Source organism: Altericroceibacterium spongiae (assembly GCF_003610805.1).
GTDB lineage: Bacteria > Pseudomonadota > Alphaproteobacteria > Sphingomonadales > Sphingomonadaceae > Altericroceibacterium > Altericroceibacterium spongiae.
Genome location: NZ_RAPF01000002.1, coordinates 19,773 through 43,938 on the forward strand (window position 1 = coordinate 19,773; position 24,166 = coordinate 43,938).

Sequence of the window (24,166 nt, forward strand, 5' to 3'; positions counted from 1 at the left end):
GCCGAGCCGCGACGTCGCGCTCACATCTCGATCCAGACGTGATCCAACTCGATGTCACCCAGTCCGGCTTGCCTAGCATGACCGGACCGAAGAGCGGCAACCCTGCCGACAGTATCGTGCGATGTGATCTGAAGCTTGTCTGCCGCCGACCAACCTTCCACGGCGTCGCCCTCCAGTTGCTCAACCCAATCGCAGAGCTGTTCAAGCCAAGATGAAATATCTCCATCCTGCACATATCCGATCATTGCAGCGCGCGCGTGCGAGGCGGCGTGATGACCAGCCTTGAAGCGCTGGATGCCGCCGGTGGTGCTGAAGCGGCTGTAGAGATATTCCCGCTCGTCCCGGTCGCCGGCCATAGGTGTCGGAAGCCGCTTGCACTCGACCGGCAGCAGCGTCTGATACTCAGTATATTCGCGGCCCTCGATCCAGATGATGGACCCGCTCGGCGCAACGGCGATGTCTACGGCACGCCGACCGTCGGATTCATCCGGCTCCTCTCGCCTGAACTGAAGAAAATCCCAGCCTGGGGAATGCCGGCATATACTGGCAAGGCGCGCGCATAACTGCGCCGTCAGCGCCGTCTCGCCAGTCGCCGCGGGCCGTCTCGGATCGTCCCGCCATCCGGGCAGCGCACTTCCTATGAACCCGATCAATGATGACAGCCATTCGCCCGGGAGATGGATCGCGCTGTCCAGCGCTCCGGCCTGGGCCTGACGTTCGCCGTCATCCGCCAGCATCCTAGAACCCTTGCTCGCGAAGATCTGCAAGGACATCATCGGCATCGCGCAACGCGATCGAGCGAGTCCAGAAGCGATGACGATCGGGCTTCAGAAGGAACACGAAGCCCTTGTCATAGAGTCTCGTTATCCGCGTGACCGTCAAACCAGCCCCCCGGCGCTCATGAAGGAGGGCGTCGAGCCGGTCGCGCAACTCATTCGCGTCCGACCAGTCGACGACGCCATCGCCGAACACATAGGCCTTGCAGATGGCGCCCGACCATTGCTGACATTCCAGCGCACGCAGCGGCTTGCGCGCATAAACTGCATTGAGCTGAGTGGTGAACACCTCGTCGAAGGCATCGAGTGCCTCGTCGGGTGCCCGCCGCATCACCGGCGAGGCCGTTCCGAGGCGAACGAAGTCGCGCTGATATTCGACGATGTCCTCGGTCAGAATGCGTTCGTTCCGGCTTAGGTCGAGATCCTCGTCCTCCGGATATGGCAGCGCGAAAATATCGGCGCTCAGGATCGCCGTCGCCCGTTGGGTAAACAAGCGGGCGCTGATACCGGCTACATAGGCACGCAGAACGATATTCTCGCGTCGGAGCCAGGTCTCGATCGCCTCGAGGCGATCCAAGTCGGTCTTGGGCGCGGCTAGCCCAACAATTTCGTGCTTGTAGGTCAGATAATGGCCGTTCCACAGGCCATGATAGAGATTCTCGTGCTCCTTTATGAGCAAAAAGGGTGGCGTGAAACGACGCTCGGTCTTCGTGTCCTTGATCGGACGGTCGGGCACCGTATCGAGAAATGCTGTGTCGAGACCCTGTGCGGAAAGCGCGCTAGTCGGAAGCAGCGGTTTGCCGACAAGATGCTGGGCGGGCCGCGAAATGCCCTTCAGGCCAGCGATGTAACCTTCGCCAAAATCCCAGCCATGCTTGGCCGCGAAATCCTTTAGCGTCGGATAGTCGCGCAAGCGTTCGATCAGATTATGTACTCGGCTGCCGCCAAGCAGGTTCGCGCGCCAGACATCGCGCGACCGCTCTGCATCGGCGTTGGCAAGCCAATGCAGATCGTAATAGTCGATGTCGAAGCCCTGTTCCGCGGTTGCGCGGCCGTTGCGGCGGAATACGGCGTGGAGCAGGCGGCTTCCGGGTTCCGGCTTGCTGGCCTCGGCAATGACGACCACGATCTTCGGGTCTGCCTCGCCCTTTTTGAACAGCCCTCGCACGGAGACAAAATCGAGTATCTCGCGAGCTTTCCAGCGGCCGAAGAAGCCGTGTCGGAAAGTGAGCGCGTTCTGGTTGTAGAGGAAGCCCGCGGGTTCGACCATCGCCAGCACGCCATCCGGCGCGAGCATATCCATCGCTTCATGCAGGAACAGATAGGCGAGCTGCTTGTCGGCAAGTGCGCCATGCGTCTTGCTGTAAGCCGCATAGCTCTGTTTCGCGCCTGCGGTCGGCAGAGCGGATTCGAATGGCGGATTGCCGACGATCGCGACGATCGGCGCTTTGACCAGACCTTTGGCCTTTGCGTCGAAAAAGCAGCTATGATGCAGGGTCACGTCCGCAAGCGGCGGGAACAGCTTCACGCTGGAGCGTATTTCTTCGGGCTGCAGGGCATCGCAGAGGCTGAGGCAAAGGCTGAAAGCGGCCAGCTCGACGGCGCCTTCCTCCAGGTCAATCCCATGCACACGCTGGAGAAGCGGTCGCAACTCGTCGACCCCCGGCCGTGCCCAGCCATTGCGCCAGCGCCAGTGAAGAACCAGCCGCCTGTAAGCCTCGACAAGAAAAACGCCCGATCCACAGGCCGGATCGAGAATGATCCCGTCGCTGGCCATCAGCGCGTCGAGCCTCTCCCATCCGAGCGCTTCTTCCAGCATCAGCCGGACAAGGGCGGGAGGCGTGTAGATGGAACTCGCTGCATCCTTCACGAAGAGCTGATAGATGTTGCTGATGAGCTCGACCGGCAGATCCCGGAAAGAATAGAGCCGCCAGAGGCTGAGCTGTCCGCTGCTGTCTTCGTGACCCTCGACGAGCCGCGCATAGCTCGCAAGTTCGGAACTCTCCGCGAGCGCGGCTCGCTCATCATCCGTCAGCCTGAAGATGTGGCCGTTGAAACGCTCCTCGAGGGTCTCGAGCAGCGCGATCAATGCACGGCCATCGCCCAGGATTTCGAAGAACCGCGTCGCGCCCTCGCGCGCCTTGCCGAAATCCGCCGGCAGGAGAACCGACCTCTCTTCAAGGTAAGCGATGAGCAGAGACAGGATCAGCAGTCTGCGCCGGAGCCGCGCGGACAGCAGCCGGCGTTCCGAAAGCTGTTTCGCCAGCGCCCGGACCTCTTCGACCAGCGTGCGGTGTGCAGCCTTCTGAGCCGAAAGCATCAGCTTGCAGGCATCGGGATCGTCCCAGATCGTCCCGTTCCGGATGCGCGCGGCGTTCCACCACACATCCTGTTCGGCAATCTTCGCGCCGATCAGCAGCGTCCGGATCGGGCGACAGACGGGTATGTCGTCCGGTCCCGCGAAGTCCGGTTCGTGCGCACAGCGGAAAAGCTGGATGGAACCGCGGGCGGCGCGATAGACGAGCGGAACGCCACCCCAGCTCCACAGGCGTTTGTGCAGTTCGGCGAACCGCGCATCTTCGGGCTCATCGCTCGCATCGAAGACGAACGCCTGTGCGACCGGAGCGCGACCGTGACGCGCCGCTTCGAAGAACACCGCGCGCGCGCCGTAGGACAATGCCTTCTCCATGATCGCGACCTCTTCGGGAGGACGGCCCTCATGGTTGTAATTTTCGACGGCGATCAGGCCATCGATCGTGGGCAGCCCGCGACCATCAGCGATCGAGAACAGCCAGTCGGCTGTCCCTTCCGGCTCGAGGGCATCCGCGAAGGTCATGCCGAGGCGAGCAGCAGCAATGACACGCGCGCGCAAGGTACGCGCGCAGCAACGGGCAAGCGAACGATCATCTTCGCCGCTTCTGCTTGGAGAGGGCGAAGCCCTCTTTCAGAAGGTCGGTCATGCTGATGCCTTGGGCCACAGCAAAGCCCTTGAATTCTTTCTTGAAATCCGGGCCGACCTTGAAATTGAGAGACGTCCCCTTCTCGGTTCCCGTCCCGTCCTCGTCGGCGGGTGCCGCCGCAGTGCTGTGGGCCATCGGGCATATCTCCTCTAGACGGCCACCCCCGTCCGTCCGCAGCTGATGGGGCAGAATTCCATAAATCTGGATTTCGTGCAATCCAGAAAGCCAGAAAGTTGGATTTCCTCACGGTGGCCCTTTGCGTCGAACTTCCTACCGCGTCATGAGATGGGCGTGAACATATATAGAACAAATGAAGGGCTTACAATTGAGGTTTCGTTAACGCCCTGCCTGGGCAGGCCACTATCCGCAACATCGCCAGCTTTATCACTTCTTCGATATGGAGATTTAGCCAGCGCCCAGCGAGAGCTTGCCGAATGGCCGCAGAATACGAGGCAGATGAACCGAGATCATATATTCGCCGGCATGATCTCCTTGCAGGTGCGCAAGGCTCGATCGTCAGTGCAATAGTCGATCGGCCGTTTCCCACCCAGTTTGGGATTGGGCGATTGGCACCAAAGTCCAGCCCTTACAGGATCGCGAGCGCGCTTGTTGGCCAGATCCGTCAATTCTGCGCGGTTCTTTTCCAATGCCGCTTGAAGGCGAGCCTGAGATGCTGCCAGCGCGGCAGCTGCGCGCCTTTCATCCCGGATACGCTTCAATTCAGCATAGGCAAGCGCCAACCCCTCATCCGAGTCCATGGCTACGGCCAGCGGCGTATTCTCGCCGAGACGCTCGTTCGCCGCCTGAAGCCAATCTTGCGCCTCGCAATCCAATATATCGGCGGCTTTCGCCTGAAGCGCGGATACCCTGGCCTCGCGGTGGGCCTGCTCCAACCGGGCGATACGCTTGCGCTCATCTTCGGCCCGTCGTTCGGCCTGCGTAATATTCTGGCGCTCGTATTCCGCCAGCAGCGGTAAACCTAACAGATGCTCGGCGAGACCTCTCCTGCCGACCACCATGTCGTAGATGGCTTCGCACAGCTTTCTTGTCTCACGCGCATCATATGAGGCCACGACCCGATCGACCCACTTCGCCTTGTTAAAGTCGGATGTTTCGTGCGCGGGAATGTTCGACAGTATGAAGTCGGCCCATTCGGCCAAATCTTCTTTGCGTTGCCGTTCTTCCTCCCAAAGAGCTTCCTGTTCCTTGCGGTGATGGATCGCGCTGCTCGATGCCAACCATTGCTTGCCCCCCGCGCGCTTGTCGAACATCCAATGGTCTTTCAGCCATTTCAAATACCCATGAACAACATGCCACGGCGCCTCGAACTCGGGGAACTCGTGCTGCATTCGCTCTGTCGTCTCTTTTGAAATCCGGCTCAGCCCCGGCCGTACGAGATCCTGGACGTGAGCAAGGACATCTTTGGTCTCGAACGATCGCGGCGAGCCTGCCGCCTCATCCCACACGAAACGATTTACGATCCGTGATTGCCAATAGGCCGGAGCGACACGAAAACAGGTGGAACCCTTTGTGGTGTGACCGACCTTCCCGGCAAATCCGCGTTTGCGCGCCAGGTTGTGTTGATCCGTCAGCGGCTTGTCAGGGCTATCAAATGACACCAGTGCGTTCTGAAAGGCGGCGGCGACGTTCGAGAACTCAGCGTCCAGCACCTCTTGCTTCCGCGCCGCTTCTGATGCCGCCTGCGCTTCGAGGTCCTGCTGCACTTTCGCTGCCTTGGCGTTATGCAACCACGTCCGCGGTGCCACTTCCAGAATGGCGGCCTCCCAACTGCTTCGATCATCCCAATCGAGGTGCGAAAGATCGATCTCGACGGAAGAGATGCCGCGGCCTTTGAGCTTCGCCAGCTTTGCGGAATCGACCCGGTGCCGCACGAAGATTTCGACATGCAGAGCTTTACCGCCGCTCTCAATAAGGATCAGGTCAGGGCGGACATTTCCGTCTGCCATTTCGACCCTCACTTCCGCAAACGCATACTTCCTTCGTTTGGATATTTGCTTGTTCCGGCCTGCAGCACTCGCTTCGACCGCAGGAATCCAAAGCCAAAGTGTGTCCGCGAGCAGCGACTTGGCGAAAAAGTGCAGTTCGGATTCAGGCGTCGGACGGCAGTTGGTGGGAGCGTGATGTGCGAAATGCCATCGTAACTTTGAACCCTGTCGGGCCACAACAGGCTGTTCACATTCAAAGCAGACGCAATGGCATTGCAGGCCGTTTTCGACGCTCTTGACGTCGGCTCGCTGGCCATCGGGGCCGATTGCTTGTGTTGGATGCCACTCGTTGCGCATAGACCTCCAGCCTGAAGACAAGAACACGGCTAAAGATGGTTGCGACGTCGGGCCCACCTTTTCCAGCAAGGGAACATTTCAAGCACTCGAAGCGCGCGCAGGCAAGGAGCAGCTTCGCAATAAGAGTTCCGTTGGGACTGCATCCCGATCTTTACCGTGCTTTTGGGAGGGGGAAAGGCTTCCTCTGACCGCAAGCCCGCTTGGCGGACTCGCGCTGCCCCTTCGAGCTGGGGCCTCCCGCCCCCGCAACACCCCGCTGAGAGTGAGAGGGAAGCCGAGATTTTCGCGACGGGTTGAGCGTCCCGAGAGAGGCTTGGGGCCAGCCCGTCGCGGAGAAATACGATGGCACGCAAGTTCACCCGCCGGCGCGCAAGCAGCGACCGGCCGACCTTTTATCAGGATATCACCGACACAATCATCGCCGAGTTGGAAGCTGGCCGCGTTCCCTGGGTCCAGCCCTGGGCCTCGGCAAAAGCCACGCTCCAGATGCCGCACAATGCGTCCAGCAATCGTTGCTACTCGGGCATCAATGTTCTGATCCTTTGGCACGCCGTCGTCTCGCGCGCGTTTTCCAGCAACGCCTTTCTCACCTTCCGTCAGGCGCTCGAACTGGGCGGCAATGTCTGCAAGGGCGCGGTCGGCACGACAGTCGTCTATGCCCATCGCTTCACGCCGGGGGACGAACGGCGTAAGGCGGCCGAGGAGGGCCGCGAGCCGGGCAGCATCCCGTTTCTCAAGCGCTTCACGGTGTTCAACATCGACCAGTGCGAAGGTCTGCCGGACGCCTATACTGCCGAGATCCCGCAGTGCGATCCGGCGCAAATACTGCCCGAAGCTGAAGCCCTCATTACAGCGACCGGGGCGGATTTCCGTATCGGCGGAGATCAGGCCTATTATGACGTTGTAAACGACCGGGTCTGTGTCCCGCCACCCTCGCGCTATTTCGAGCCAATAAACTGGAATCGCACGGCATTTCACGAACTCGGTCACTGGACGGGAAGCCGGAGTCGCCTCGATCGCGATCAGACCGGTGCCTTCGGTTCCGACAAATATGGACGGGAGGAGCTGGTCGCCGAGATGGCCGGTGCCTTTGTCTGCGCCGCGCTCGGCATCGAGCCGACCGTGCGTCATTCCGACTATATCGGGGCTTGGCTCGACATCATGCGCGCAGACGACCGGGCAATCGTGCGTGCCGCCAGCGCGGCTTCGAAGGCCGCAGACTATCTGCTCGCCTTCCGCGATACCAACGAGCGCGCGGCCAAGGGCCCGGCGTTCGACGAACGGAGGGCGGCATGATCCTCCTGACCCCTGAAATTCGTGCGCAGCTTGGAGCCAATGATCCCGAACATGGCCTCGAGCATGTGCCAGTGGTCAAGCTGTTCAACCCGCTTGGGCCCGGCGTCTGGCTCGCCACATGCCTCGAGCCAGACGGAGACACGCTGTGGGGCATCGCTGACCTCGACATGGATTGCGCCGAATATGGCCCGTTCAGTCTCATCGAACTGCAACAGCTCGACGTCGGCCTTGGCCTGGGTATCGAGCGCGACATCCTGTTTGAGACACACACCCGGCTGCGGGCATGGTTGGAAGTCATAGACGAGGTTGGCGGCATCCGGGCGGCCGAGTCAGTCATCGCGCGCTTCGAGAGGGAGGGGTGACTTATGCAGGTTCTGCCAGTTGCCCGGCCCATCTCATCCATCAGGAGAAAGAACATGGATATCACCCTTTGCCGGGGCATGGTCATCAATGCCCCGGAATTTTTCGCGGACCCCACGTTTCAGCGCTGGCTCACCAACGGCAAGCCCAAATTCACCTGGCATAATGGCGGCGCGATCGACGAATATTCCGACGTCGTCGTCCTGGTTGATCCCAGCCTCGCTGGCGAAGGCAGCGACTGCGACATGCCGGCGGCGATCTGGGACCGGATTGTTGAGTCCTGCCGCGCCCACCTTGCCCCCAAAGGCCATTGTGCCAGCCACTATGTCGTGCGGCTGACGAATCTCGACGCTTGAGACTGTTCAATGCCTCGCGGACGCATCACCGCGTGTCGCCGCCCCAGGGTTCGCCAAGCTCCTCTCGATACATGCGCCCCTCTCCATAAGGGCGGTTGGCGAGCGGTGCCGCGCGATCGAGGCGTCCTCCCAGCCACAGATCGTAATCGTCTGGGTCAAGGATGACGGGCATGGAAGGCCGGAAGACGACATTGTTCGACGGGGCGAGCATTCCGCAAAAGACTTTGCCATCCTCGACTTGCGCCCAAACCCCGGCCCAGGCAAATATCGGCCGGTCGTCGAGACCAAACCATGTCCGAGTCCGCGCTCCCGGCGAACCTGAAGGACAGGCAAAGGAATCGAGCACAATCAGGCAGCGCCAGGGATTCTCGAACCTCGCCGATTGTGTCGGGTTCCGCCGCTGAAACCACATCGTCGTCGAGACAGGTCTGCCGTTGCGAACGCCATTGAGGATGGTTCGCGGTATTCCCCAGCGCATCGGTTCAGCAATGCGATTTCCGCTTTTTCGGTAAACCACCAGTCCGGACCGCTCCGGCCAGACCTCAGCCGACCAGCTCGCGCGCGCCGGCGTCAGCGCATTGAAGTGCTCACGTAGCTCGCTCAGGGCAGTTCGGCAGCGATAGAGTGACGTCAACCCTCTCTCCAGGCGCGGCATGATTGCGGCAAATCCTGCGATATGGTTTGCAGTAAATCATGATGCCCCGATGACACCCGCGGCCCCGTTGGAGAGAGTGAGAGGGAAGCCGGGATTTTCGTGGCGGGTTGGAGGTCGGGAGAGAGGCTCCCGGCCGCCCGTCACGGAGACGTATCATGGCAAAAGTCCTACCCAAAATCACCCTCAACCAGTCGCGGGACATTCCCTTCGACAAACTGATTCTCTCACAATCCAATGTCCGCCGCGTGAAGAACGGTGTGACCATCGAAGACCTGGCCAGCGACATTGAGCGCCGCGGCCTGCTCACCGGCCTCAATGTGCGGCCGCAAGTTGACGAAGGCGGCAACGAGACCGGAATGTTCGAGATTCCGGCGGGTGGCCGCCGCTATCTCGCGATCGCAAGCCTCGTAAGGCGCAAGCGGGCGGCGAAGACTGTTCCGGTTCCCTGCGTCGTCAAGGCGGCCACCGACACGGTTCTCGCCGAAGAAGACTCGCTCGCCGAGAACACCTTCCGCGAACCGCTGCATCCGCTCGACGAGTTTCGCGCCATGCAGCGCCTTAGCGAGAAAGGCGAAGGCGATGAGGCGATCGCGGCGCATTTCCGCGTCACGCCTGCGGTGGTCAAGCAGCGCCTCAAGCTCGCCTCGGTGTCGGAAAAGTTGCACGAGATCTACGCAGCAGGCGATATGACCCTCGATCAGCTCATGGCGTTCACGGTCAGTGATGATCATACGCGCCAGGAGGAATTGTGGGATCAACTCGCCCACAGCAACAACAAGTCGCCCTGGTTCATCAAGTCCAAGCTGCTCGAGGACAAGGTCGAGGTCTCGGACAAGCGGGTCCGCTTCATCGGCATCGAGGCCTATCTCGCCGCGGGCGGCGCCGGTCCGATCCGCGATCTGTTTGAGCCCGACGATGGTGGCTGGCTGTCCGATCCGGCGCTGGTCGACCGTCTTGTCGACGAAAAACTCCGTTCCGAGGCCGACAAGGTCTTGGCCGAGGGCTGGAAATGGGTCGAGGCGTTGGTCGACCTGCCGTATGGCTATGACGAGGACTGCCGCACGATCCCCGGCACACAGGAGCCGCCGACCGCGAAGCAGGACAAGCAGATCGCCGCCCTGCGAGCCGAAGCCGACGCAATCGAAACGGAATGGGACGGTCGCGACGACATCCCTGCCGAGATCGAAGCCCGCGTCGACGCCATCGATGCGGAACTCGGCGTGTTGTCGCAGGGCCGCTGGGTATACGATCCTGCTGACATGGAAAATGCCGGCGCCTTCATCGGGCTTGAGGATGACGGTACGCTCTACATCGATCGCGGCTATGTGCGCGCCGAGGACGAACTGCCGGATGAGGCCGACAAAGACGGCATGCAGGACGGCGATGATCCGACTGATCCGCCTGTCGAGCCCGGATCTGCGGATACCGGCGCGGCTTCGGGCAATACGGAAGGGCTGGATGAGCCGAACGGCGCTGCGCTTGCTGGGGAGGAGGATGACGAGGAAGTTATCAAGCCGCTCCCCGACCGGCTCGTGGCCGAACTGACAGCCGCCCGCACGCTCGCGTTGCAGGACGCCTTTGCGCAGAACCCCTCGGTGGCATTTGCCGCCGTGCTGCATAGGATGGTGCTCGCGGCCTTCTATACGACCGCCACCGAAAGCTGCCTCGAGCTGTCGCTCAACCGTGTCTATATGCCGTTCCAGTCGTCCGAATTGCGCAGCAGTCCCTCGGCCGCGGTAATCCAGGAACGTCATGCGCGCTGGAAGGAGCGCCTGCCCAAATCCGACAAGGATCTGTGGGATGTTCTCCAACAGCTCGACGGTGGTGACCAGGCGAGCCTGTTCGCCCATTGCGCCGCCTACACGGTGAACGCACAATGGGAGCCGGTCCCCAAGCATGGCGGCGGACGCATCTCCGCGCATGGTGTCGCGCGCCGGATCGATCATGCCAACGTGCTGGCTCGCGCGGTTGGTCTCGACATGATCGGCGTGGGCTGGCGGCCGACCTTCGAGAATTATCTCAACCGCGTCACCAAGCCGCGTATTCTTGAGGCCGTTGCCGAAGCCAAGGGACCGCAGACAGCCGGACTGATCGACCATCTGAAGAAGGGCGACATGGCCCGCGAAGCCGAACGGCTGCTGGCCGATAGCGACTGGCTGCCGGAACCACTGCGCACGCCGCAGATCGAGGAACCGCTGCCGTTGGCAGGCGAAGCCGAGGCGCTGCCCGCCTTCCTCGACGGTGATGAGGCGGAGCCTTCTGCCGCCGAGCCGGAGGCCGACAACGATCGGGACGGCGAGCCCGACCGCGACATTGCGGCCTGATCCCTGACCTGGCGGGGCGGTACAAGCCGGTCCGCCCTTTCCTTCTTCTCAGACCCGGCCCGCGTGCCGGAGGTTCGCGACTTATGGAGATCTCACATGACCGACGCCACACCCCCCACCTTCGATGCTGACGACTTCATGGCCCGTTACCGCGCCTATGAAGAGCGCGCGAGCGCATTGCATCCCGCCAACAAGGCGGCTCTGTTCGCAGCGCTTGCCGCCACCGGCATCACCAGCGTCACTGTCACCTTCGATGGCTATGGCGACAGCGGCCAGATCGAGGGCTTCGCCGCAAAGGCTGGCGATAGCGATGCGGAATTGCCCGATACGCCGGTCGAACTCGCCGGCACTTCGTTCGGATCGGACGAAATCGTCCGCACGACCAATCCGCTGCCCGATGCCATCGAGGCCTTTTGCTATCGCGTGCTCGAAAGCAAGCACGGCGGATGGGAAAACAACGAAGGCGCGTATGGCGAGTTCGTGTTGGATGTCGCCGCGGGCACTGTCGAATTTGACTTCAACTATCGGATCGAGACGTCCGAAAACTACTTTTACGAGCTGTGAAGGAGGTGATGATGGGACATTGTTATCATCACGCACTTTCGAGCGTTCGCAAATGGGGCGGTGAGCCGGAAGACTATCTGCCGCTTCATCAATGGTTCGACGAACCTTCAAAAATGATCACGGCGGACTTTCGGCATCGTGCCCTGAGGCACCATGCGGAGGGGGTATTTATGCTCGAAAAATTCTTTGGGCCGACCATTACCATTGCGACGGGGCGTGACGTTCCGGTCCGGCTGATAGGCGAGCAGCATGTACTGGAGGATCTCGGCTTCATCCCGAGCTTCGCGGACTGGGTGCGTTGCATCCGGCCTGAGCCCTGGATGGGCCGCGCACAGCCGATCCATAAACTGGTCGATCCCTTTGCGGTGCCGGAGACGGTCGCCGCCTGATTCTTCCAACCTCTGATCACTTCTCGAAAGCCCGGCCAAGCGCCGGGCTTTCGCGTTTCAGGAGACCTGCAATGGCTGATTATTTCTCACCGACCGTCGTGCAACCGACGATCCCGCTATCCGCAATGACCCCGCTGGAATTGTTGCTGCTTCAGCATATCTTTTCGTCCGAACCCGACGGCGACGGCATCTATTTCTACGCCTCGGAAGGGATCAACGACCTTCCGAACTATCCGATCGACGCGGTGAAGGCCGCGCTCGCGGACTCGGATGGATTCCCCAGTCTGTCGGCCGACATGGTGCGCGAAGATATCGCCGATCTGGAGGAGGATGCCGCGTTCCTCCAACTCGACCTCAGCGTGCGTGGTTGGGAGGTGATCTTTCAGGATATCCTCCGCCGCAGCACGGTGCTGCGCCACGTTGTCGTCACCTCCGCCTGGACGTGCAGCCGGATGCGGCCGGACGGCTTTGGCGGCATGGCGATCGTCATCACCGTCGACGACGTGCAGGTTCGCTCGACCGACCAGATGATCGACGAGATGACCGGCATCGCGGACTATGGTCCGCTTGGCGTCGAACCAGGCATCGGCTCGCATATCCTGCTTCAGCTCCACGAGGAGCATGTCCGCGTCACGCTCGCGGTGATCTTCGAAGCCAAGGCGCCCGGCGGCCTCGAGATCACAGACGTCACCGATGCCGACATCAGACAGGCATCGCTCGACGTCAAAGCGGCCAACGATCTTGGACACGAGGAAGCAGACGCCGCCTTCAAGGCCGCCACCCAGGCCATGTGCCTCGCTGCCGAGCGCAAGCAAGCTGCCCGCTGAACGGTGCAGGCCGGCGGCCCATCGCCCGCCGGCACATCCCAGGCCCGGGCGCCATGCGCTCGGGCCACCTTCCAACCCCAAAACTGGAGACTGACTCATGAGAATTTCCGACATCGACACGGCGAACCCCGAGGCGCTCGCGCCTGTCCTGCTCGCCGCCATGCAGCGTCTCGGCCAGCTCGGCCGCAACGGAGCGCTCGCCCTTGCGGCCGTCCTCGACGACGGCGACGCCGAATTTGACGAGGCCGCCGAGTGGATCGCCGATCTCGCCGCCGGCAAGCTCAAGGACTGATCCGGCAGCCGTCGGTCCCGTCCCGGGATCGGCGGCCAGAGCGAGAGGGAGGCGGGAAGCGGGTGAGCTGTCCGACTTGAAAGAGAGCGGTCGGCGGCTTGCTTTCTTCCCGCTCTCCTGGAGACCTTCCATGACCAATGCCTCCATCCCCGCGCCCGCCGCAGGCGCAGGAGTTGCCGTGCTCGACGGCCAGGCCGTCCACGACAGCCTCCCGCTTGGCACGCTACTGCGCTATTTCGACGGCACGCCGCAACCGCCGGCGCGCTTCACCCGCAAGATGCGGGCCTGGAAAAACCGCAACAGCACTGGCCGCCTGATCGAGAAATCGCCGCCTTCGGCGATCGGCAGTTCGCGCTATCCGGCCAGCTTCGTGCTTCACGAGGGCACTTATACGTCCGATGGCACGCCGATCATCGTCATGCGCTGCCACTACTTCGTTACGACGGACCTGAACTTCGAAATTCTCGAGCTGCCGCAGCCCGGCATGGTGCGCGTGCTGACCCGCTGGAACGGCAAGGACGAGCTTCAGCATCTCGCTTCCGACATGGCCGCAGCAGAGATCTGGGCGGAGCGGCACCGTTATTCCAATCTCGTGCTGGAACCCGTCGAGGACGGCGAGGCTCCCGCCCAGTTCGGGAGGGCGGCATGACGAAGCAGACGATCGAGGCCGTCTTTTTGCACACGCGCGACGGTCGCCTCGCCGCAATGGTCGACGACTATTGCTATCTCGCCGTTCCCGCCGGGGACCGCTGGCGGATCGCCGGCGCATGGCGCCTTGCCAAGCCCGCCGAAACCTGGGAGCCCGCCGACTTCTACACCTACCAGGGTTTCGTCGACAGCGAAGACGCTTTCCGCGACTATGTGGAAGACTATGCGACCCATCGTCGGCAGCTTCTCACTTTGTCGCGGCAACAGGCTTGCGTCCGCATTGTGACCCCTTGGGGCCAGTCTGACAGCAGTGAAATCTATGGCGAGGGCGTGGTCTTCCATTCGACCCCGAGCCATGGCGGCTTCAAGCTCGACGCGATCCCCAATGCCCAGGTCCCGGAGGCGTTGCGCAACGCCGATGGCTGGTATGAGGAGGACTGCGAATGGGCGAAGGTGACCATCGCCTTTCCGGCGCTGTTCACCGATCGCGAGCGCCGCCAGGCTGACGAGACGATCCGCAATCAATGGCCCGACTATTGGGAAACCGTCTATGGTCAGAGGCTTGCGCCTGGAGAATCCAGGACCAAGGATGAGCGGGCATTTCGGTACACCAATGCGCAGCGATGGGTCGTGGTCTCTGCGATTCGATCCGACTATTATCCCGGCATGGTCGAATGCACGGCAATGCTTGGCGGACAGCGCGGTTTTGGACGCACGCGCAGCTTTCTCGTTCCCAGCGGCGAATATGCGCCTGGCCGCTTCGGCTTCGTAATCGATGAGACCCGGCACCAGGAAATCTGATGGCATTTGGCGACCCCGTTACGGGGTCGCCCCTTTTTTTGCCCGCTGGTCAGAGATTGTCGGAAATGCCGCCCATCCCGTTTCACAAGAGGCAGAGGGGTGCCGGAACGGGTTGAGCCTGGCGGGTCGAGAGAGAGGGTCCGCCGGCTCGTTCCCTACCGCCTCTCCCGGAGCATTCCCGATGACCTTGAACCGTTCCACGGCGCTCGCCGATGTGCCGCCCACCGCTGCGCGCCAGTTCTCCGACACCGCCGAAAAGCTGCTCGCCGCCGCCCAGCTCGTACTTCCCCATATTGAAGCTGGCCGCGCGGTCGACGCCAAGGCGCTGCGCGGCGCGATGGAAACCGCATTTGGCGGCTCAGACGCCGAAGGCGTCTGGGACTGGAAGGCGGCCTATGACGCCTGCGAGGCCGCGCAGATCCTGTTCCTGCGCAAATACGGCAATACGATCTTCCGCAAATCCGGCTCGGCGGAAACCCGGCTCGCGATGATCGAGAAGATCGCAGCGCTGATGCCGACCCATACGCGCCGTTCGGAAACCTCCCAGGCGCTTCAGCAATTCTCGACGCCCGCCGGCCTTGCCCATGTCGCGGGCGTCGCCGCTGCCTTCCGTCCTAGCGACCTCGTGCTCGAACCTTCGGCCGGTACCGGGCTGCTCGCGATCCAGGCCGAGATCGCAGGCGCGCGCCTGGCACTCAACGAGCTCGCCGAGACCCGCGCGGCCCTGCTCGACCTGCTGTTTCCCGGCGCCGGCGTCACGGCGCACGATGCCGCGAACATCCATGACCGCCTCGCGCCGGGAATCGTGCCGGACGTCGTGGTGATGAACCCGCCTTTCACGGCGATCGCCCATGTCGAGGCCCGGGTGAAGGATGCGGCGCTGCGCCATATCCGCTCGGCGCTGGCGCGGCTGCGCCCCGGCGGCCGGCTCGTCGTCATCACGGCTGCGTCCTGGGCGCCCGACAACCCTGCCTGGACCGACTCCTTCGTCGAACTTCAGGAGCGCGCTCGCGTCCTGTTCTCGGCGGCGATCGACGGGCGAGTCTATCGCAAGCACGGCACGACGATCGACACGCGCCTGACCGTCATCGACCGCATACCCGCCGACGATCCGCGCCACTTCCCCGAGACGCCGGGCATCGCGCCCGACACGGCGACCCTGCTCGGCTGGGTGCTGGCCCAGGTGCCGCCGCGCGTCCCGGACCCCGATATGCCGCCGCCCGCCGCGCCGCTTGCGGTGCAGACGATGGCGCCGCGCCCGGTGCGCCGCGCTGCGGTTCCCCGGCCCGTCGTCGTCGCGCGCGCGGCCGAGGGGGTCGAGCTGGTCTATGAGCCGCTGGGTGAACGCCTGCCGGCGACCGGGAGCCTGACCGACGCGATCTACGAGCCCTATGCGCTCCAGTCGATTGCCATTCCCGGCGCCAGGGCGCATCCGACCCCGCTGGTCCAGTCGGTGTCGATGGCCTCGGTGCCCCCGCCGGTCCCGAGCTACCGGCCGACGCTGCCTGGGCATCTCGTCGGCGACGGCATTCTCTCCGACGCCCAGCTCGAATCCATCATCCTCGCCGGCGAGGCACATGGCGATCATCTCGCGGGCGCGTGGCGCGTGGATACGACCTGGGATGTCGTCACCGCCGCCCCCGACGATGCCGAGGGCGCGGTGCGGTTCCGGCGCGGCTGGATGCTCGGCGACGGCACCGGCGCGGGCAAGGGCCGCCAGGTCGCGGGCATCATCCTCGACAACTGGCTGAAAGGCCGCCGCCGCGCGGTCTGGGTGAGCCGCTCGGAGACCTTGCACCAGGACGCGATGCGCGATTGGGAAGCGCTCGGCCAGGAGCGGCTGCTGGTGACGCCGCTGTCGCGCTTCCGTCAGGGCAAGCCGATCACGCTCGACGAGGGCGTATTGTTCGTCACTTATGCGACGCTGCGCTCGCAGGAGCGCGGCGAGAAGGCGAGCCGGGTCCAGCAGATCGTCGACTGGCTGGGGACCGATTTCGACGGGGTGATCGTGTTCGACGAAGCCCACGCGATGGCGAACGCCGCCGGCGGCAAGAGCGAGCGCGGCGATCAGGCGCCCTCGCAGCAGGGCCGCGCCGGCTTGCGGCTCCAGCACGCGCTTCCGCAAGCCCGCGTGGTCTATGTCTCGGCGACCGGTGCGACCACGGTGCAGAACCTCGCCTATGCCCAGCGGCTCGGCCTGTGGGGAGGCGAGGATTTTCCCTTCGCCACGCGGGGCGAGTTCATCTCCGCGGTCGAGAATGGCGGGGTCGCGGCAATGGAGGTGCTGGCGCGCGACCTGAAGGCACTCGGCCTCTATTCGGCGCGCTCGCTGTCCTTCGACGGGGTCGAATATGAGATGATTGAACATGCGCTGACGCCCGCGCAGATTGCGATCTACGACGCCTACGCCGGCGCGTTTCAGATCATTCACAACAATCTCGACGCGGCGATGCGCGCTGCCAACATCACCGGGGCGACCGGCACACTCAACGCCCAGGCCAAGTCGGCGGCGCGCAGCGCGTTCGAGTCGGCCAAGCAGCGCTTCTTTAACCACCTCATTACGGCGATGCAGACCCCGACGATGATCGCGGGAATCGAGCGCGATCTCGAAGCCGGACACGCGGCCGTCATCCAGATCGTCTCGACCGGCGAAGCCTTGCAGGAACGCCGCCTCGCGGAGATCCCGACCGAGGAATGGGACGATGTGCGCGTAGATGTGACGCCGCGTGAGTATGTGCTCTCCTACCTCCAGCACAGCTTCCCGGTGCAGCTCTACGAGCCGTTCACCGACAGCGAAGGCAATCTCTCCTCCCGGCCCGTTAGTGATGCGGACGGCAATCCGATCGAATCGCGCGAGGCAATCGAACGCCGCGATGCGATGATCGAGCAGCTTGCCTCGCTGGCCCCGGTTCCGGCCGCGCTCGACCAGGTGCTCCACCATTTCGGCACGGACATGGTCGCCGAGGTGACGGGTCGCTCGCGGCGCATCGTTAAGCGGCGTGGTTCGGACGGGATCGAGCGCTATGTCGTCGAGAGCCGGCCGGGTTCGGCCAACATCTCCGAGACCGATGCTTTCCAAAGCGACGCGAAACGCGTCCTCGTCTTCTCCGACGCGGGCGGAACCGGCCGCAGCTATCATGCCGACCTCGGCGCGCGGAACCAGCGGCTGCGCATCCACTATCTGCTGGAGGCGGGCTGGAAAGCCGACAACGCTATTCAGGGCTTCGGCCGATCAAACCGCACCAACCAGAAACAGCCGCCGCTGTTCCGGCCGGTGACGACCGACGTGAAGGCGCAGAAGCGGTTCATCTCGACCATCGCGCGGCGTCTCGATACCCTCGGCGCGATCACCCGCGGCCAGCGCCAGACCGGCGGTCAGGGCCTGTTCCGACCCGAGGACAATCTGGAAAGCTGGTATGCGCGCGACGCGCTGCGCCAGCTCTACCGGCTCATCTATGCGGGCAAGGTCGAGGGCTGCTCGCTCAACGCTTTCGAGGATGCGACCGGGCTGAGCCTGGGCGACGGCAATGGCCTCAAGGACGAACTGCCGCCGATCACCACCTTCCTCAACCGGATGCTGGCGCTCACCATCGCGCTCCAGCATATTCTCTTCACCCGCTTCGAGGATCTGCTGACCACCCGCATCGAGGGCGCCATCGCGAGTGGAACCTATGAGCTGGGACTGGAGACGCTCCAGGCCGAGAGCTTCACCGTGGTCGACCGCGCCACCATCTATACCCATCCCGGTACTTCGGCGGAAACCCGGCTGCTGACGATCGAGCGCAAGGATCGCAATCGGCCGCTGACGCTGGACGATGCGCTTGGCTATCTGCGCGACAAGCGCGCTGTCCTGCTCGTCAACGGGCAATCGGGCCGCGCCGCCGTCCAGATCCCGACGCGAGGCGCGCAGCTCGACGACGGCAGCATTGAGGCGCGCGTCCGGCTTGTCCGGCCGATGGAACGGACCCCGATGCCGCTCGCGGCGATGGCCGAGACCCAGTGGCGCGAGGCCGAGCGGGATGAGTTCGAGTGCGCCTGGGAGAAAGAGCTGGCCGAAGTGCCCGCGTTCACGGCCAGCACCATGCACGTCGTCACCGGCCTGCTGCTGCCGATCTGGAAACGGCTGCCGCAGGAATCCACGCGCGTCTATCGGCTCCAGACCGACGAGGGCGAGCGGATCGTCGGCCGCAAAGTGTCGTCGGCCTGGGCGGCGAGTGCGACCGCCAATGACAGCAATCCGGTCCTCGATCCGCAATCGGCGATTGCGGCGCTGATGGACGGACGCACGATCCTCGATCTTGATGACGGACTCCAGCTCCGCCGCGCGCGCGTCATGGGCGCCGAGCGCATCGAGCTGTCCGGCTTCACCGACGCGATGCGCGAGAGGCTGAAGACGATGGGCTTGATCTCGGAGATCATCTCGTGGAAGCTGCGGCTGTTCGTCCCGACGGGGGCCGACGGTCCGAACGTGCTCGCCCGGCTGATGGAGCGCCACAAGCTCCTCAGGGTCGGCGAGCGCCATGCGGCGTGAGCCGCAAGGACAAGGATCGGCGCCATGAACCATCCCGCACCCGAAATCGCCCGGCGGCTCGCCGACAACGCAGAGTCCGTCTGCCGCCGCTTCCTCTCCAAAGGGCATCGCGAGGGCCGCTACTGGCTCGTCGGCGATGTCCACAACACGCCGGGGCGAAGCCTCTATGTCCGGCTCGTCGCCTCCCCCGATGGGCGCGGGGCGGCGGGCAAATGGACCGATGCCGCGACCGGCGATCATGGCGATCTGCTCGACATCATCGCCATCGCGCGGGGCACAGGCTCGATGCGCGAGACGCTCGAGGAGGCCCGCCACTTTCTCAGCCTGCCCATGCCGGACCCCGATCTCGAGCCGAAATGGCGGCGCCCGGCCAAGGCGCCATCCGGCACGCCGAAGGCCGCCGGACGGCTGTTCGGCGGATCGGTTTCGATCATGAACAGCATCGTACAAGCGTATCTCAGCAAGCGCGCCCTTACGGATTTGCGCGATTGCGACGCGCTGCGCTTCAAGCCCGGCTGCTATTATCGCCCGTCCAAGAAGGATGCGCCCGGCACCAGACGAGCATGGCCGGCGATGATCGCAGCCGTCACCGATCTCGATGGCCGGTTGACCGGCTTGCATCGCACCTGGCTCGACCCTGTGGCGATCGACAAGGCGCCTGTCGCCTATCCGCGCCGGGCGATGGGCCTGCTCCTCGGAAACGGCGTGCGCTTCGGCGCTGCCGGCTCGGTGATGGTCGCTGGCGAAGGCATCGAGACCCTGTTGTCGCTGCGCCAGATCACACCTGCCATGCCTGCGATCGCGGGTCTCTCGGGCGCCCACCTCACCGCCATCGTGTTCCCGCCGCAGCTTCGCCGCCTCTATGTCGCGCGCGACGACGATCCGGCCGGCGACGCGGCGGACAAGACGCTGGCCGAGCGAGCCGCCGAGGCCGGCATCGAGACGGTGCCGCTCTCGCCCATGCTCGACGACTTCAATTCGGACCTGCGTATTCTCGGGAGGGATCGGCTGCGGGTGCACTTGCGCGCGCAGCTCGCCGCTGAAGATGCCGTGCGCTTTCTCCTGCCCGCCTGACGCCGGAACGCGCCAGGTCCGGGTTCGTCGGCGGGGCGCATGTTGGTACGGGGCGCTGCTTGCAGCCGGAGAGGCCGCGCCCCGGCCTTCATAGAGGGCGACAGAGCAGCAGGCGTTCGCCCCCGCGCAACGGGCAGCGGAGACTATTTTCCGCCGCGGCCGCATGGCGGCCGCTTTGCATCGCGAAACAAAATAGCCCCCGCTGGCCCGTCCTTCGCTTCGCTGCGGCCGCCATCCCGCGCGTGAACGCGCGGGGACCGCTTGCGCTTGGCGGTGCGCGTGCCGCCCGGCCCGCTGCCTTGTGTCGCCATGAAGGCCGCGAGGGTCGCGGTCCCAGGCCGAAGGGCAACACCAATGACCGACAATCACGACATTCCCGCCGACGAACCTGACCATGCCGATTCCTCGATGGTCCAGCTCATCGAGGAGATGCAGCTCTACGGCTATCGGCCGTTCGAGGACGAGCCCGACCAGCGCCCCTTGCCCGAATCCCGCCTCGTTGACGGCGCAGTGGCCGATATGTTCGACGGGCTGGTCGCGGCGCTGAGCGATACGCGCATCGAACCGGACCTCGAGGATCTGCTCTGGGGCATGGTCAATGTCTTCCAGCGCGCCGTAGAACGGGTCGATCGCGAGCTCGACGACAATGAGATGGCGCAAAAGCGGATGCAGCGCGAACAGGATGGCTCCGAGGTGAAATCCGTCGAGCTGGAACGCACGATTGCGGAAGGCATCACCATGATCGAGCGCCGCGACACGTTCGAATATTTTCGCGATGCCGGCGCCGACCAGTTCCGCCTTCACCTCAAGAAGCCCTGGCTTCCCCGTTCCGGCTCCAGGGTCAATCGCAAGGCGTTGACCGCATCGGTGGTGAACAGCCGCGACTTCGCCAAGGCGCGCAAATGGGCCGACGCCCAGGTGCTGATCCCGTCGGGCACACGGATCGCGGTCTCCTCCGGGCCGGCCTTCGAGGATGTCCGGTTCATCTGGGCCGTCCTAGACAAGGTCCGGGCGAAATTCCCCGACATGGTCCTGCTGCATGGCGCCACCGGCAAGGGCGGCGAGCATATCGCCGTCCGCTGGGCGGACAACCGCAAGGTGCAGACCATTCCTTACGAGCCCGACTGGAGCCTCGGACGTTCGGCTCCGTTCAAGCGCAACGATACCATGCTCGAGGATATGCCCAAGGGCGTCATCGTCTTTCCCGGCACCGGCATTCAGGGCAATATGCATGACAAGGCCAAAGCGCTGGGCATCAAGGTCTGGGACTTTCGCAACCGGGGCAGCGCTTAGGCGCTGCCCATTGCTCTCGTGCCCACCTGTGGCAATAAGGTCTCGGCGGTGTCCGCCTTTGCTCCAATATCCTTGCGCTTTGCCGCTGTCGTGATGGCGGTTTCGATCTCCGGCCCCGTTCACGCCGCCGAGCCGGTCGAGGGCCAGGCCAGCGTCGTCGATGGCGACACTTTCGATATCGGTGACCAGCGCGTGCGGCTCTTGGGGATCGACGCGCCCGAGCTGGATCAGTTCTGCATCGACGCAGCGCGCCGGTCCTGGCCGTGCGGCCGCCGCGCCGAAGCGGCCTTGCGGTCCTGGCTCGGAATCGCCGCGGTGTGCTGCCTTCCTGCCTATTACGACCGGGGCGGCCGCGCGGTCGCACGCTGCAGCGCCCGCGGACGCGATATAGGCGCATGGCTGGCCGAGAATGGCTGGGCGCTCGATTATCCGCGTTACAGCGACGGAGCCTATCGCGCCGCAGAGCAACGCGCTCGCAGTCATCGCTTTGGCATCTGGATCGGCACGATCACACCGCCCTGGCAATGGCGTGCAGCACGCGAGGCCGAGCGGAGCCGAGTTTCCCCAGCCTCTCCTGACCCTCGCTGCCCGTTCAAGGGCAATATCAATGCGGACGGACACCGGATCGTCCATGCACCGGGCCAGCGCGACTATGGCGCGGTCAGAATCGACACTGCGCGTGGCGAACGCTGGTTCTGTTCATTGGGGGAGGCTCGCCGCGCCGGATGGCGGCCGGCGACGCGCTGACTTCCTGATTTCCGCAAAGCTCGCCGAGGGACCTTACCGGAACGATCCCCGATCACAGTGGATAACGCGCGCGTTAACGCCGTGTGGGGAGCCGGTTGTCCTGCCCTTCTCGGGTGGCGCCTTCGCTGGCAGCATCCCGTTCGGCAGAACCGGCGCAGCCGGTGTTCGCACCGCAACGCGCTGCCGGAGCCGCGCTGTCGTGAGCGACCGGGACGAAGTGCCATCCCGTGCTACGCATCCTCCACCGTCTTGCCAGCAATGATCGCGCGCGCGGCCATGCGGTGGCGAGACAGCGGCCTGTAGCCCGCAATCGCCCTTTCCGAAGCAGGATCGCATTGTCGCGGACAGGTGCGCGCGGGCCGCCAGGGTGGATATCCGGTATCCAGCGCGATGCAGCGCGGCGATACCGATCGCGTTACCGGCCTCTCCGACATGTTTCGCGCGAGGGAGGCGATCCCTCCGACTGGCGAATCCCTAAGTCCGTTCGGTTTCCGCCGGCAACCCCGGCGGCGCCGGACCGTGTTGGCGCTAAAGCGCCTGCCCGCACCACTCCTGCGCCTTTGGGGTCGAGCCGCCGCGCTGGGCGCGGCGGTGCAGGCGCCTCCCGACGGCCTTCATCCGGGCTTCGTCGGAGGGACGGTCCCTCGGACTTGAAGCAACGGAGAACCATCATGCAGAACATCGTCATTCTCGCCGGCAATATCGGCCAGGACCCCGAAAGCCGCACCACTCAGGGCGGCACCAACATCACCAACTTCACCCTCGCGACCTCGCGTCCCCGCTATTCGGAAGGCAAGGTTCTTCGCGACGAGAACGGCTACCGTGTCCAGGACACCGAATGGCACCGGATTACCGTTTTCAACGGTCTCGGCAAGACAGTGCAGGAGCATTGCACCAAGGGGATGAAGGTGCTGGTCCGCGGCCGCATCCATTACACCAAGTGGACCGATCAGCAGGGCGTCGAACGCTATGGCTGCGAGATCATCGCCGAGACGGTCGATTTCCTGAGCCGCAAGCAGGCACAGCAGCCCGACAGTGCAAACCGTCAGACCGGCAGTCAGGGCGGTTACGATGACAATCTCGACGACGATATCCCGTTCTAAGCCAGGAACCGGCCCGGCGGAGCGATCCGCCGGGCCTTTTTCGCGTGCTTTCCCCGGGCGAGCCACTGTGTTATGCTGTAGGCACGACCGGCGCTGTGTTGATCCTTGTGAGCGCCTCCAGCGATGAATTCGTGCCGGAGGCCGCTATGATCCTTGCGCTATTGCTTATTATTCCGCTGACACTCTTCCTGTGCGGGCTGCTGTTCACGCTCGCGGTCTATGCGCTCCCGTTTTTCGTGGGCGTCTCGCTCGGTCTGTGGATGCACGAAAGCGGTTCGGGCGCGTTCACCGCTTTGCTCACCGGTCTCGCCGCCGCGATCGCAACGCTTATCTTGGGCCAGATGCTGTTCGCGCTTGCCCGCTCGCCCGTCCTGCGGCTCGGCGTCGCGCTGCTTTTCGCCGTCCCGGCAGCTTTTGCCGGCTATCAGGCTATCCAAGGCATCGCTGCGCTGGCGGCGGTGCCGGACATCTGGCGTCATGTTCTCGGCGCCGCCGGTGCGCTCATTGTCGGCACGGCGGCGTGGAGCCGCCTTGCGGCCTTCGACCTCCCGCGAGCGCAGGGAGCGCCCGCGCCGTTTGGGCGCTAGGTTTGCGTGCCGTCATCCTTAACGACGACATCCTCGACAAGCAGCGCGGCCGGGCGCACGCCGAGCGCCTGCGCGACTTCCCACATCGACAGCAGGGTCACGTTCTGCACGCCGCGCTCGATCGCGCTTACATAAGCGCGATCGACGCCCATCCGCACTCCCAGAGCTTCCTGGCTGATATTCAGATCGACACGATAACGACGCACATTGGTGCCAAACAGTTTGCGGATGTCCATCCACAGTATAGAAAGCAATCGCGTATTATCGTGCTACGCATTAT

The 24,166-nt window shown here is 63.8% G+C and carries 23 protein-coding genes; 16 read left to right on the top strand and 7 right to left on the bottom strand.

Annotated elements, in window-relative coordinates; genetic code table 11:
* Positions 1-20 precede the first annotated feature (20 nt).
* From D6851_RS03610 to D6851_RS03625, 4 genes are all read right to left on the bottom strand, one after another.
* The gene (locus tag D6851_RS03610; protein WP_120323537.1) at positions 21-737 is read right to left on the bottom strand and encodes a hypothetical protein; all 717 of its coding nucleotides are present in this window, start codon (positions 735-737) and stop codon (positions 21-23) included.
* Between the two features lies 1 nt (position 738).
* Positions 739-3,648, bottom strand: a complete 2,910-nt coding sequence (locus D6851_RS03615; protein WP_210210317.1) for an N-6 DNA methylase — start codon at positions 3,646-3,648, stop codon at positions 739-741.
* 31 nt (positions 3,649-3,679) lie between these two features.
* Positions 3,680-3,871 (bottom strand): hypothetical protein, encoded by a 192-nt coding sequence (locus D6851_RS03620; RefSeq protein WP_120323938.1) that lies wholly within the window; start codon positions 3,869-3,871, stop codon positions 3,680-3,682.
* A 332-nt stretch (positions 3,872-4,203) separates the two neighbouring features.
* Positions 4,204-6,039: a competence protein CoiA family protein gene (locus D6851_RS03625; protein WP_120323538.1), complete on the bottom strand. Its 1,836-nt coding sequence runs from the start codon at positions 6,037-6,039 to the stop codon at positions 4,204-4,206.
* 342 nt (positions 6,040-6,381) lie between these two features.
* On the opposite strand from D6851_RS03625, the gene D6851_RS03630 reads away from it, so the two are divergent.
* The 3 genes from D6851_RS03630 to D6851_RS03640 are packed head-to-tail and all read left to right on the top strand — an operon-like array spanning position 6,382 to position 8,051.
* Positions 6,382-7,335 (top strand): ArdC family protein, encoded by a 954-nt coding sequence (locus D6851_RS03630; protein WP_120323539.1) that lies wholly within the window; start codon positions 6,382-6,384, stop codon positions 7,333-7,335.
* Complete coding sequence (locus D6851_RS03635) at positions 7,332-7,697, top strand: DUF2958 domain-containing protein (protein ID WP_120323540.1); 366 nt, start codon at positions 7,332-7,334, stop codon at positions 7,695-7,697. Before D6851_RS03630 ends, D6851_RS03635 begins: the two co-directional genes overlap by 4 nt.
* A gap of 54 nt (positions 7,698-7,751) precedes the next feature.
* Positions 7,752-8,051, top strand: a complete 300-nt coding sequence (locus tag D6851_RS03640; protein WP_120323541.1) for a hypothetical protein — start codon at positions 7,752-7,754, stop codon at positions 8,049-8,051.
* Between the two features lie 25 nt (positions 8,052-8,076).
* Here the strand turns inward: D6851_RS03640 and D6851_RS03645 are convergent, their stop codons facing one another.
* Positions 8,077-8,706, bottom strand: a complete 630-nt coding sequence (locus D6851_RS03645; protein WP_147395424.1) for an SOS response-associated peptidase family protein — start codon at positions 8,704-8,706, stop codon at positions 8,077-8,079.
* Positions 8,707-8,861: 155 nt separating this feature from the next.
* Here D6851_RS03645 and D6851_RS03650 point away from each other — a divergent pair, with 155 nt between their 5' ends.
* From D6851_RS03650 to D6851_RS03700, 11 genes are all read left to right on the top strand, one after another.
* Positions 8,862-11,030: a ParB/RepB/Spo0J family partition protein gene (locus D6851_RS03650; RefSeq protein WP_120323543.1), complete on the top strand. Its 2,169-nt coding sequence runs from the start codon at positions 8,862-8,864 to the stop codon at positions 11,028-11,030.
* A gap of 96 nt (positions 11,031-11,126) precedes the next feature.
* Entirely contained in the window at positions 11,127-11,594 is a 468-nt protein-coding gene (locus D6851_RS03655; protein WP_120323544.1) for a DUF6878 family protein, read from the top strand.
* Positions 11,595-11,605: 11 nt separating this feature from the next.
* Positions 11,606-11,983, top strand: a complete 378-nt coding sequence (locus D6851_RS03660; protein WP_120323939.1) for a DUF6915 family protein — start codon at positions 11,606-11,608, stop codon at positions 11,981-11,983.
* A 71-nt stretch (positions 11,984-12,054) separates the two neighbouring features.
* Positions 12,055-12,810, top strand: a complete 756-nt coding sequence (locus D6851_RS17695; protein ID WP_183029973.1) for a hypothetical protein — start codon at positions 12,055-12,057, stop codon at positions 12,808-12,810.
* Positions 12,811-12,907: 97 nt separating this feature from the next.
* Positions 12,908-13,102, top strand: coding sequence for a hypothetical protein (locus tag D6851_RS03670; RefSeq protein ID WP_120323545.1), 195 nt, complete (start codon positions 12,908-12,910; stop codon positions 13,100-13,102).
* A gap of 130 nt (positions 13,103-13,232) precedes the next feature.
* The gene (locus D6851_RS03675; RefSeq protein WP_120323546.1) at positions 13,233-13,751 is read left to right on the top strand and encodes a hypothetical protein; all 519 of its coding nucleotides are present in this window, start codon (positions 13,233-13,235) and stop codon (positions 13,749-13,751) included.
* A complete protein-coding gene (locus tag D6851_RS03680; RefSeq protein ID WP_120323547.1) occupies positions 13,748-14,551 on the top strand; it encodes a DUF7007 domain-containing protein in 804 nt (267 codons plus the stop codon). Before D6851_RS03675 ends, D6851_RS03680 begins: the two co-directional genes overlap by 4 nt.
* A gap of 181 nt (positions 14,552-14,732) precedes the next feature.
* Positions 14,733-19,082, top strand: coding sequence for a strawberry notch family protein (locus D6851_RS03685; RefSeq protein WP_120323548.1), 4,350 nt, complete (start codon positions 14,733-14,735; stop codon positions 19,080-19,082).
* 24 nt (positions 19,083-19,106) lie between these two features.
* Complete coding sequence (locus D6851_RS03690; RefSeq protein ID WP_120323549.1) at positions 19,107-20,156, top strand: DUF7146 domain-containing protein; 1,050 nt, start codon at positions 19,107-19,109, stop codon at positions 20,154-20,156.
* A gap of 354 nt (positions 20,157-20,510) precedes the next feature.
* Positions 20,511-21,449, top strand: a complete 939-nt coding sequence (locus D6851_RS03695; protein WP_183029974.1) for a DUF2493 domain-containing protein — start codon at positions 20,511-20,513, stop codon at positions 21,447-21,449.
* A gap of 48 nt (positions 21,450-21,497) precedes the next feature.
* The gene (locus tag D6851_RS03700; RefSeq protein WP_210210318.1) at positions 21,498-22,196 is read left to right on the top strand and encodes a thermonuclease family protein; all 699 of its coding nucleotides are present in this window, start codon (positions 21,498-21,500) and stop codon (positions 22,194-22,196) included.
* 73 nt (positions 22,197-22,269) lie between these two features.
* Here the strand turns inward: D6851_RS03700 and D6851_RS17700 are convergent, their stop codons facing one another.
* Complete coding sequence (locus D6851_RS17700) at positions 22,270-22,434, bottom strand: hypothetical protein (RefSeq protein WP_183029975.1); 165 nt, start codon at positions 22,432-22,434, stop codon at positions 22,270-22,272.
* 433 nt (positions 22,435-22,867) lie between these two features.
* Here D6851_RS17700 and D6851_RS03710 point away from each other — a divergent pair, with 433 nt between their 5' ends.
* Together D6851_RS03710 and D6851_RS03715 are read left to right on the top strand one after the other, a co-directional pair.
* Positions 22,868-23,299 (top strand): single-stranded DNA-binding protein, encoded by a 432-nt coding sequence (locus D6851_RS03710; RefSeq protein ID WP_120323552.1) that lies wholly within the window; start codon positions 22,868-22,870, stop codon positions 23,297-23,299.
* A 146-nt stretch (positions 23,300-23,445) separates the two neighbouring features.
* The gene (locus tag D6851_RS03715; protein WP_147395425.1) at positions 23,446-23,886 is read left to right on the top strand and encodes a hypothetical protein; all 441 of its coding nucleotides are present in this window, start codon (positions 23,446-23,448) and stop codon (positions 23,884-23,886) included.
* Here the strand turns inward: D6851_RS03715 and D6851_RS03720 are convergent.
* Positions 23,883-24,140, bottom strand: coding sequence for a helix-turn-helix domain-containing protein (locus D6851_RS03720; RefSeq protein ID WP_238473928.1), 258 nt, complete (start codon positions 24,138-24,140; stop codon positions 23,883-23,885). The two genes, D6851_RS03715 and D6851_RS03720, sit on opposite strands and share 4 nt — an antisense overlap.
* Positions 24,141-24,166: the final 26 nt, after the last annotated feature.

Bases quoted from the DNA above. Each gene is read 5' to 3' on its own strand.
- D6851_RS03645 (WP_147395424.1), bottom strand. From the start codon at position 8,706: ATGCCGCGCCTGGAGAGAGGGTTGACGTCACTCTATCGCTGCCGAACT.
- D6851_RS03670 (WP_120323545.1), top strand. From the start codon at position 12,908: ATGAGAATTTCCGACATCGACACGGCGAACCCCGAGGCGCTCGCGCCT.
- D6851_RS03685 (WP_120323548.1), top strand. From the start codon at position 14,733: ATGACCTTGAACCGTTCCACGGCGCTCGCCGATGTGCCGCCCACCGCT.
- D6851_RS03620 (WP_120323938.1), bottom strand. From the start codon at position 3,871: ATGGCCCACAGCACTGCGGCGGCACCCGCCGACGAGGACGGGACGGGA.
- D6851_RS03710 (WP_120323552.1), top strand. From the start codon at position 22,868: ATGCAGAACATCGTCATTCTCGCCGGCAATATCGGCCAGGACCCCGAA.
- D6851_RS03655 (WP_120323544.1), top strand. From the start codon at position 11,127: ATGACCGACGCCACACCCCCCACCTTCGATGCTGACGACTTCATGGCC.
- D6851_RS03660 (WP_120323939.1), top strand. From the start codon at position 11,606: ATGGGACATTGTTATCATCACGCACTTTCGAGCGTTCGCAAATGGGGC.
- D6851_RS03680 (WP_120323547.1), top strand. From the start codon at position 13,748: ATGACGAAGCAGACGATCGAGGCCGTCTTTTTGCACACGCGCGACGGT.
- D6851_RS03635 (WP_120323540.1), top strand. From the start codon at position 7,332: ATGATCCTCCTGACCCCTGAAATTCGTGCGCAGCTTGGAGCCAATGAT.
- D6851_RS03650 (WP_120323543.1), top strand. From the start codon at position 8,862: ATGGCAAAAGTCCTACCCAAAATCACCCTCAACCAGTCGCGGGACATT.
- D6851_RS03610 (WP_120323537.1), bottom strand. From the start codon at position 737: ATGCTGGCGGATGACGGCGAACGTCAGGCCCAGGCCGGAGCGCTGGAC.
- D6851_RS03690 (WP_120323549.1), top strand. From the start codon at position 19,107: ATGAACCATCCCGCACCCGAAATCGCCCGGCGGCTCGCCGACAACGCA.
- D6851_RS03625 (WP_120323538.1), bottom strand. From the start codon at position 6,039: ATGCGCAACGAGTGGCATCCAACACAAGCAATCGGCCCCGATGGCCAG.
- D6851_RS03695 (WP_183029974.1), top strand. From the start codon at position 20,511: ATGACCGACAATCACGACATTCCCGCCGACGAACCTGACCATGCCGAT.
- D6851_RS03630 (WP_120323539.1), top strand. From the start codon at position 6,382: ATGGCACGCAAGTTCACCCGCCGGCGCGCAAGCAGCGACCGGCCGACC.
- D6851_RS17700 (WP_183029975.1), bottom strand. From the start codon at position 22,434: ATGCGTAGCACGGGATGGCACTTCGTCCCGGTCGCTCACGACAGCGCG.
- D6851_RS03675 (WP_120323546.1), top strand. From the start codon at position 13,233: ATGACCAATGCCTCCATCCCCGCGCCCGCCGCAGGCGCAGGAGTTGCC.
- D6851_RS03640 (WP_120323541.1), top strand. From the start codon at position 7,752: ATGGATATCACCCTTTGCCGGGGCATGGTCATCAATGCCCCGGAATTT.
- D6851_RS03715 (WP_147395425.1), top strand. From the start codon at position 23,446: ATGATCCTTGCGCTATTGCTTATTATTCCGCTGACACTCTTCCTGTGC.
- D6851_RS17695 (WP_183029973.1), top strand. From the start codon at position 12,055: ATGGCTGATTATTTCTCACCGACCGTCGTGCAACCGACGATCCCGCTA.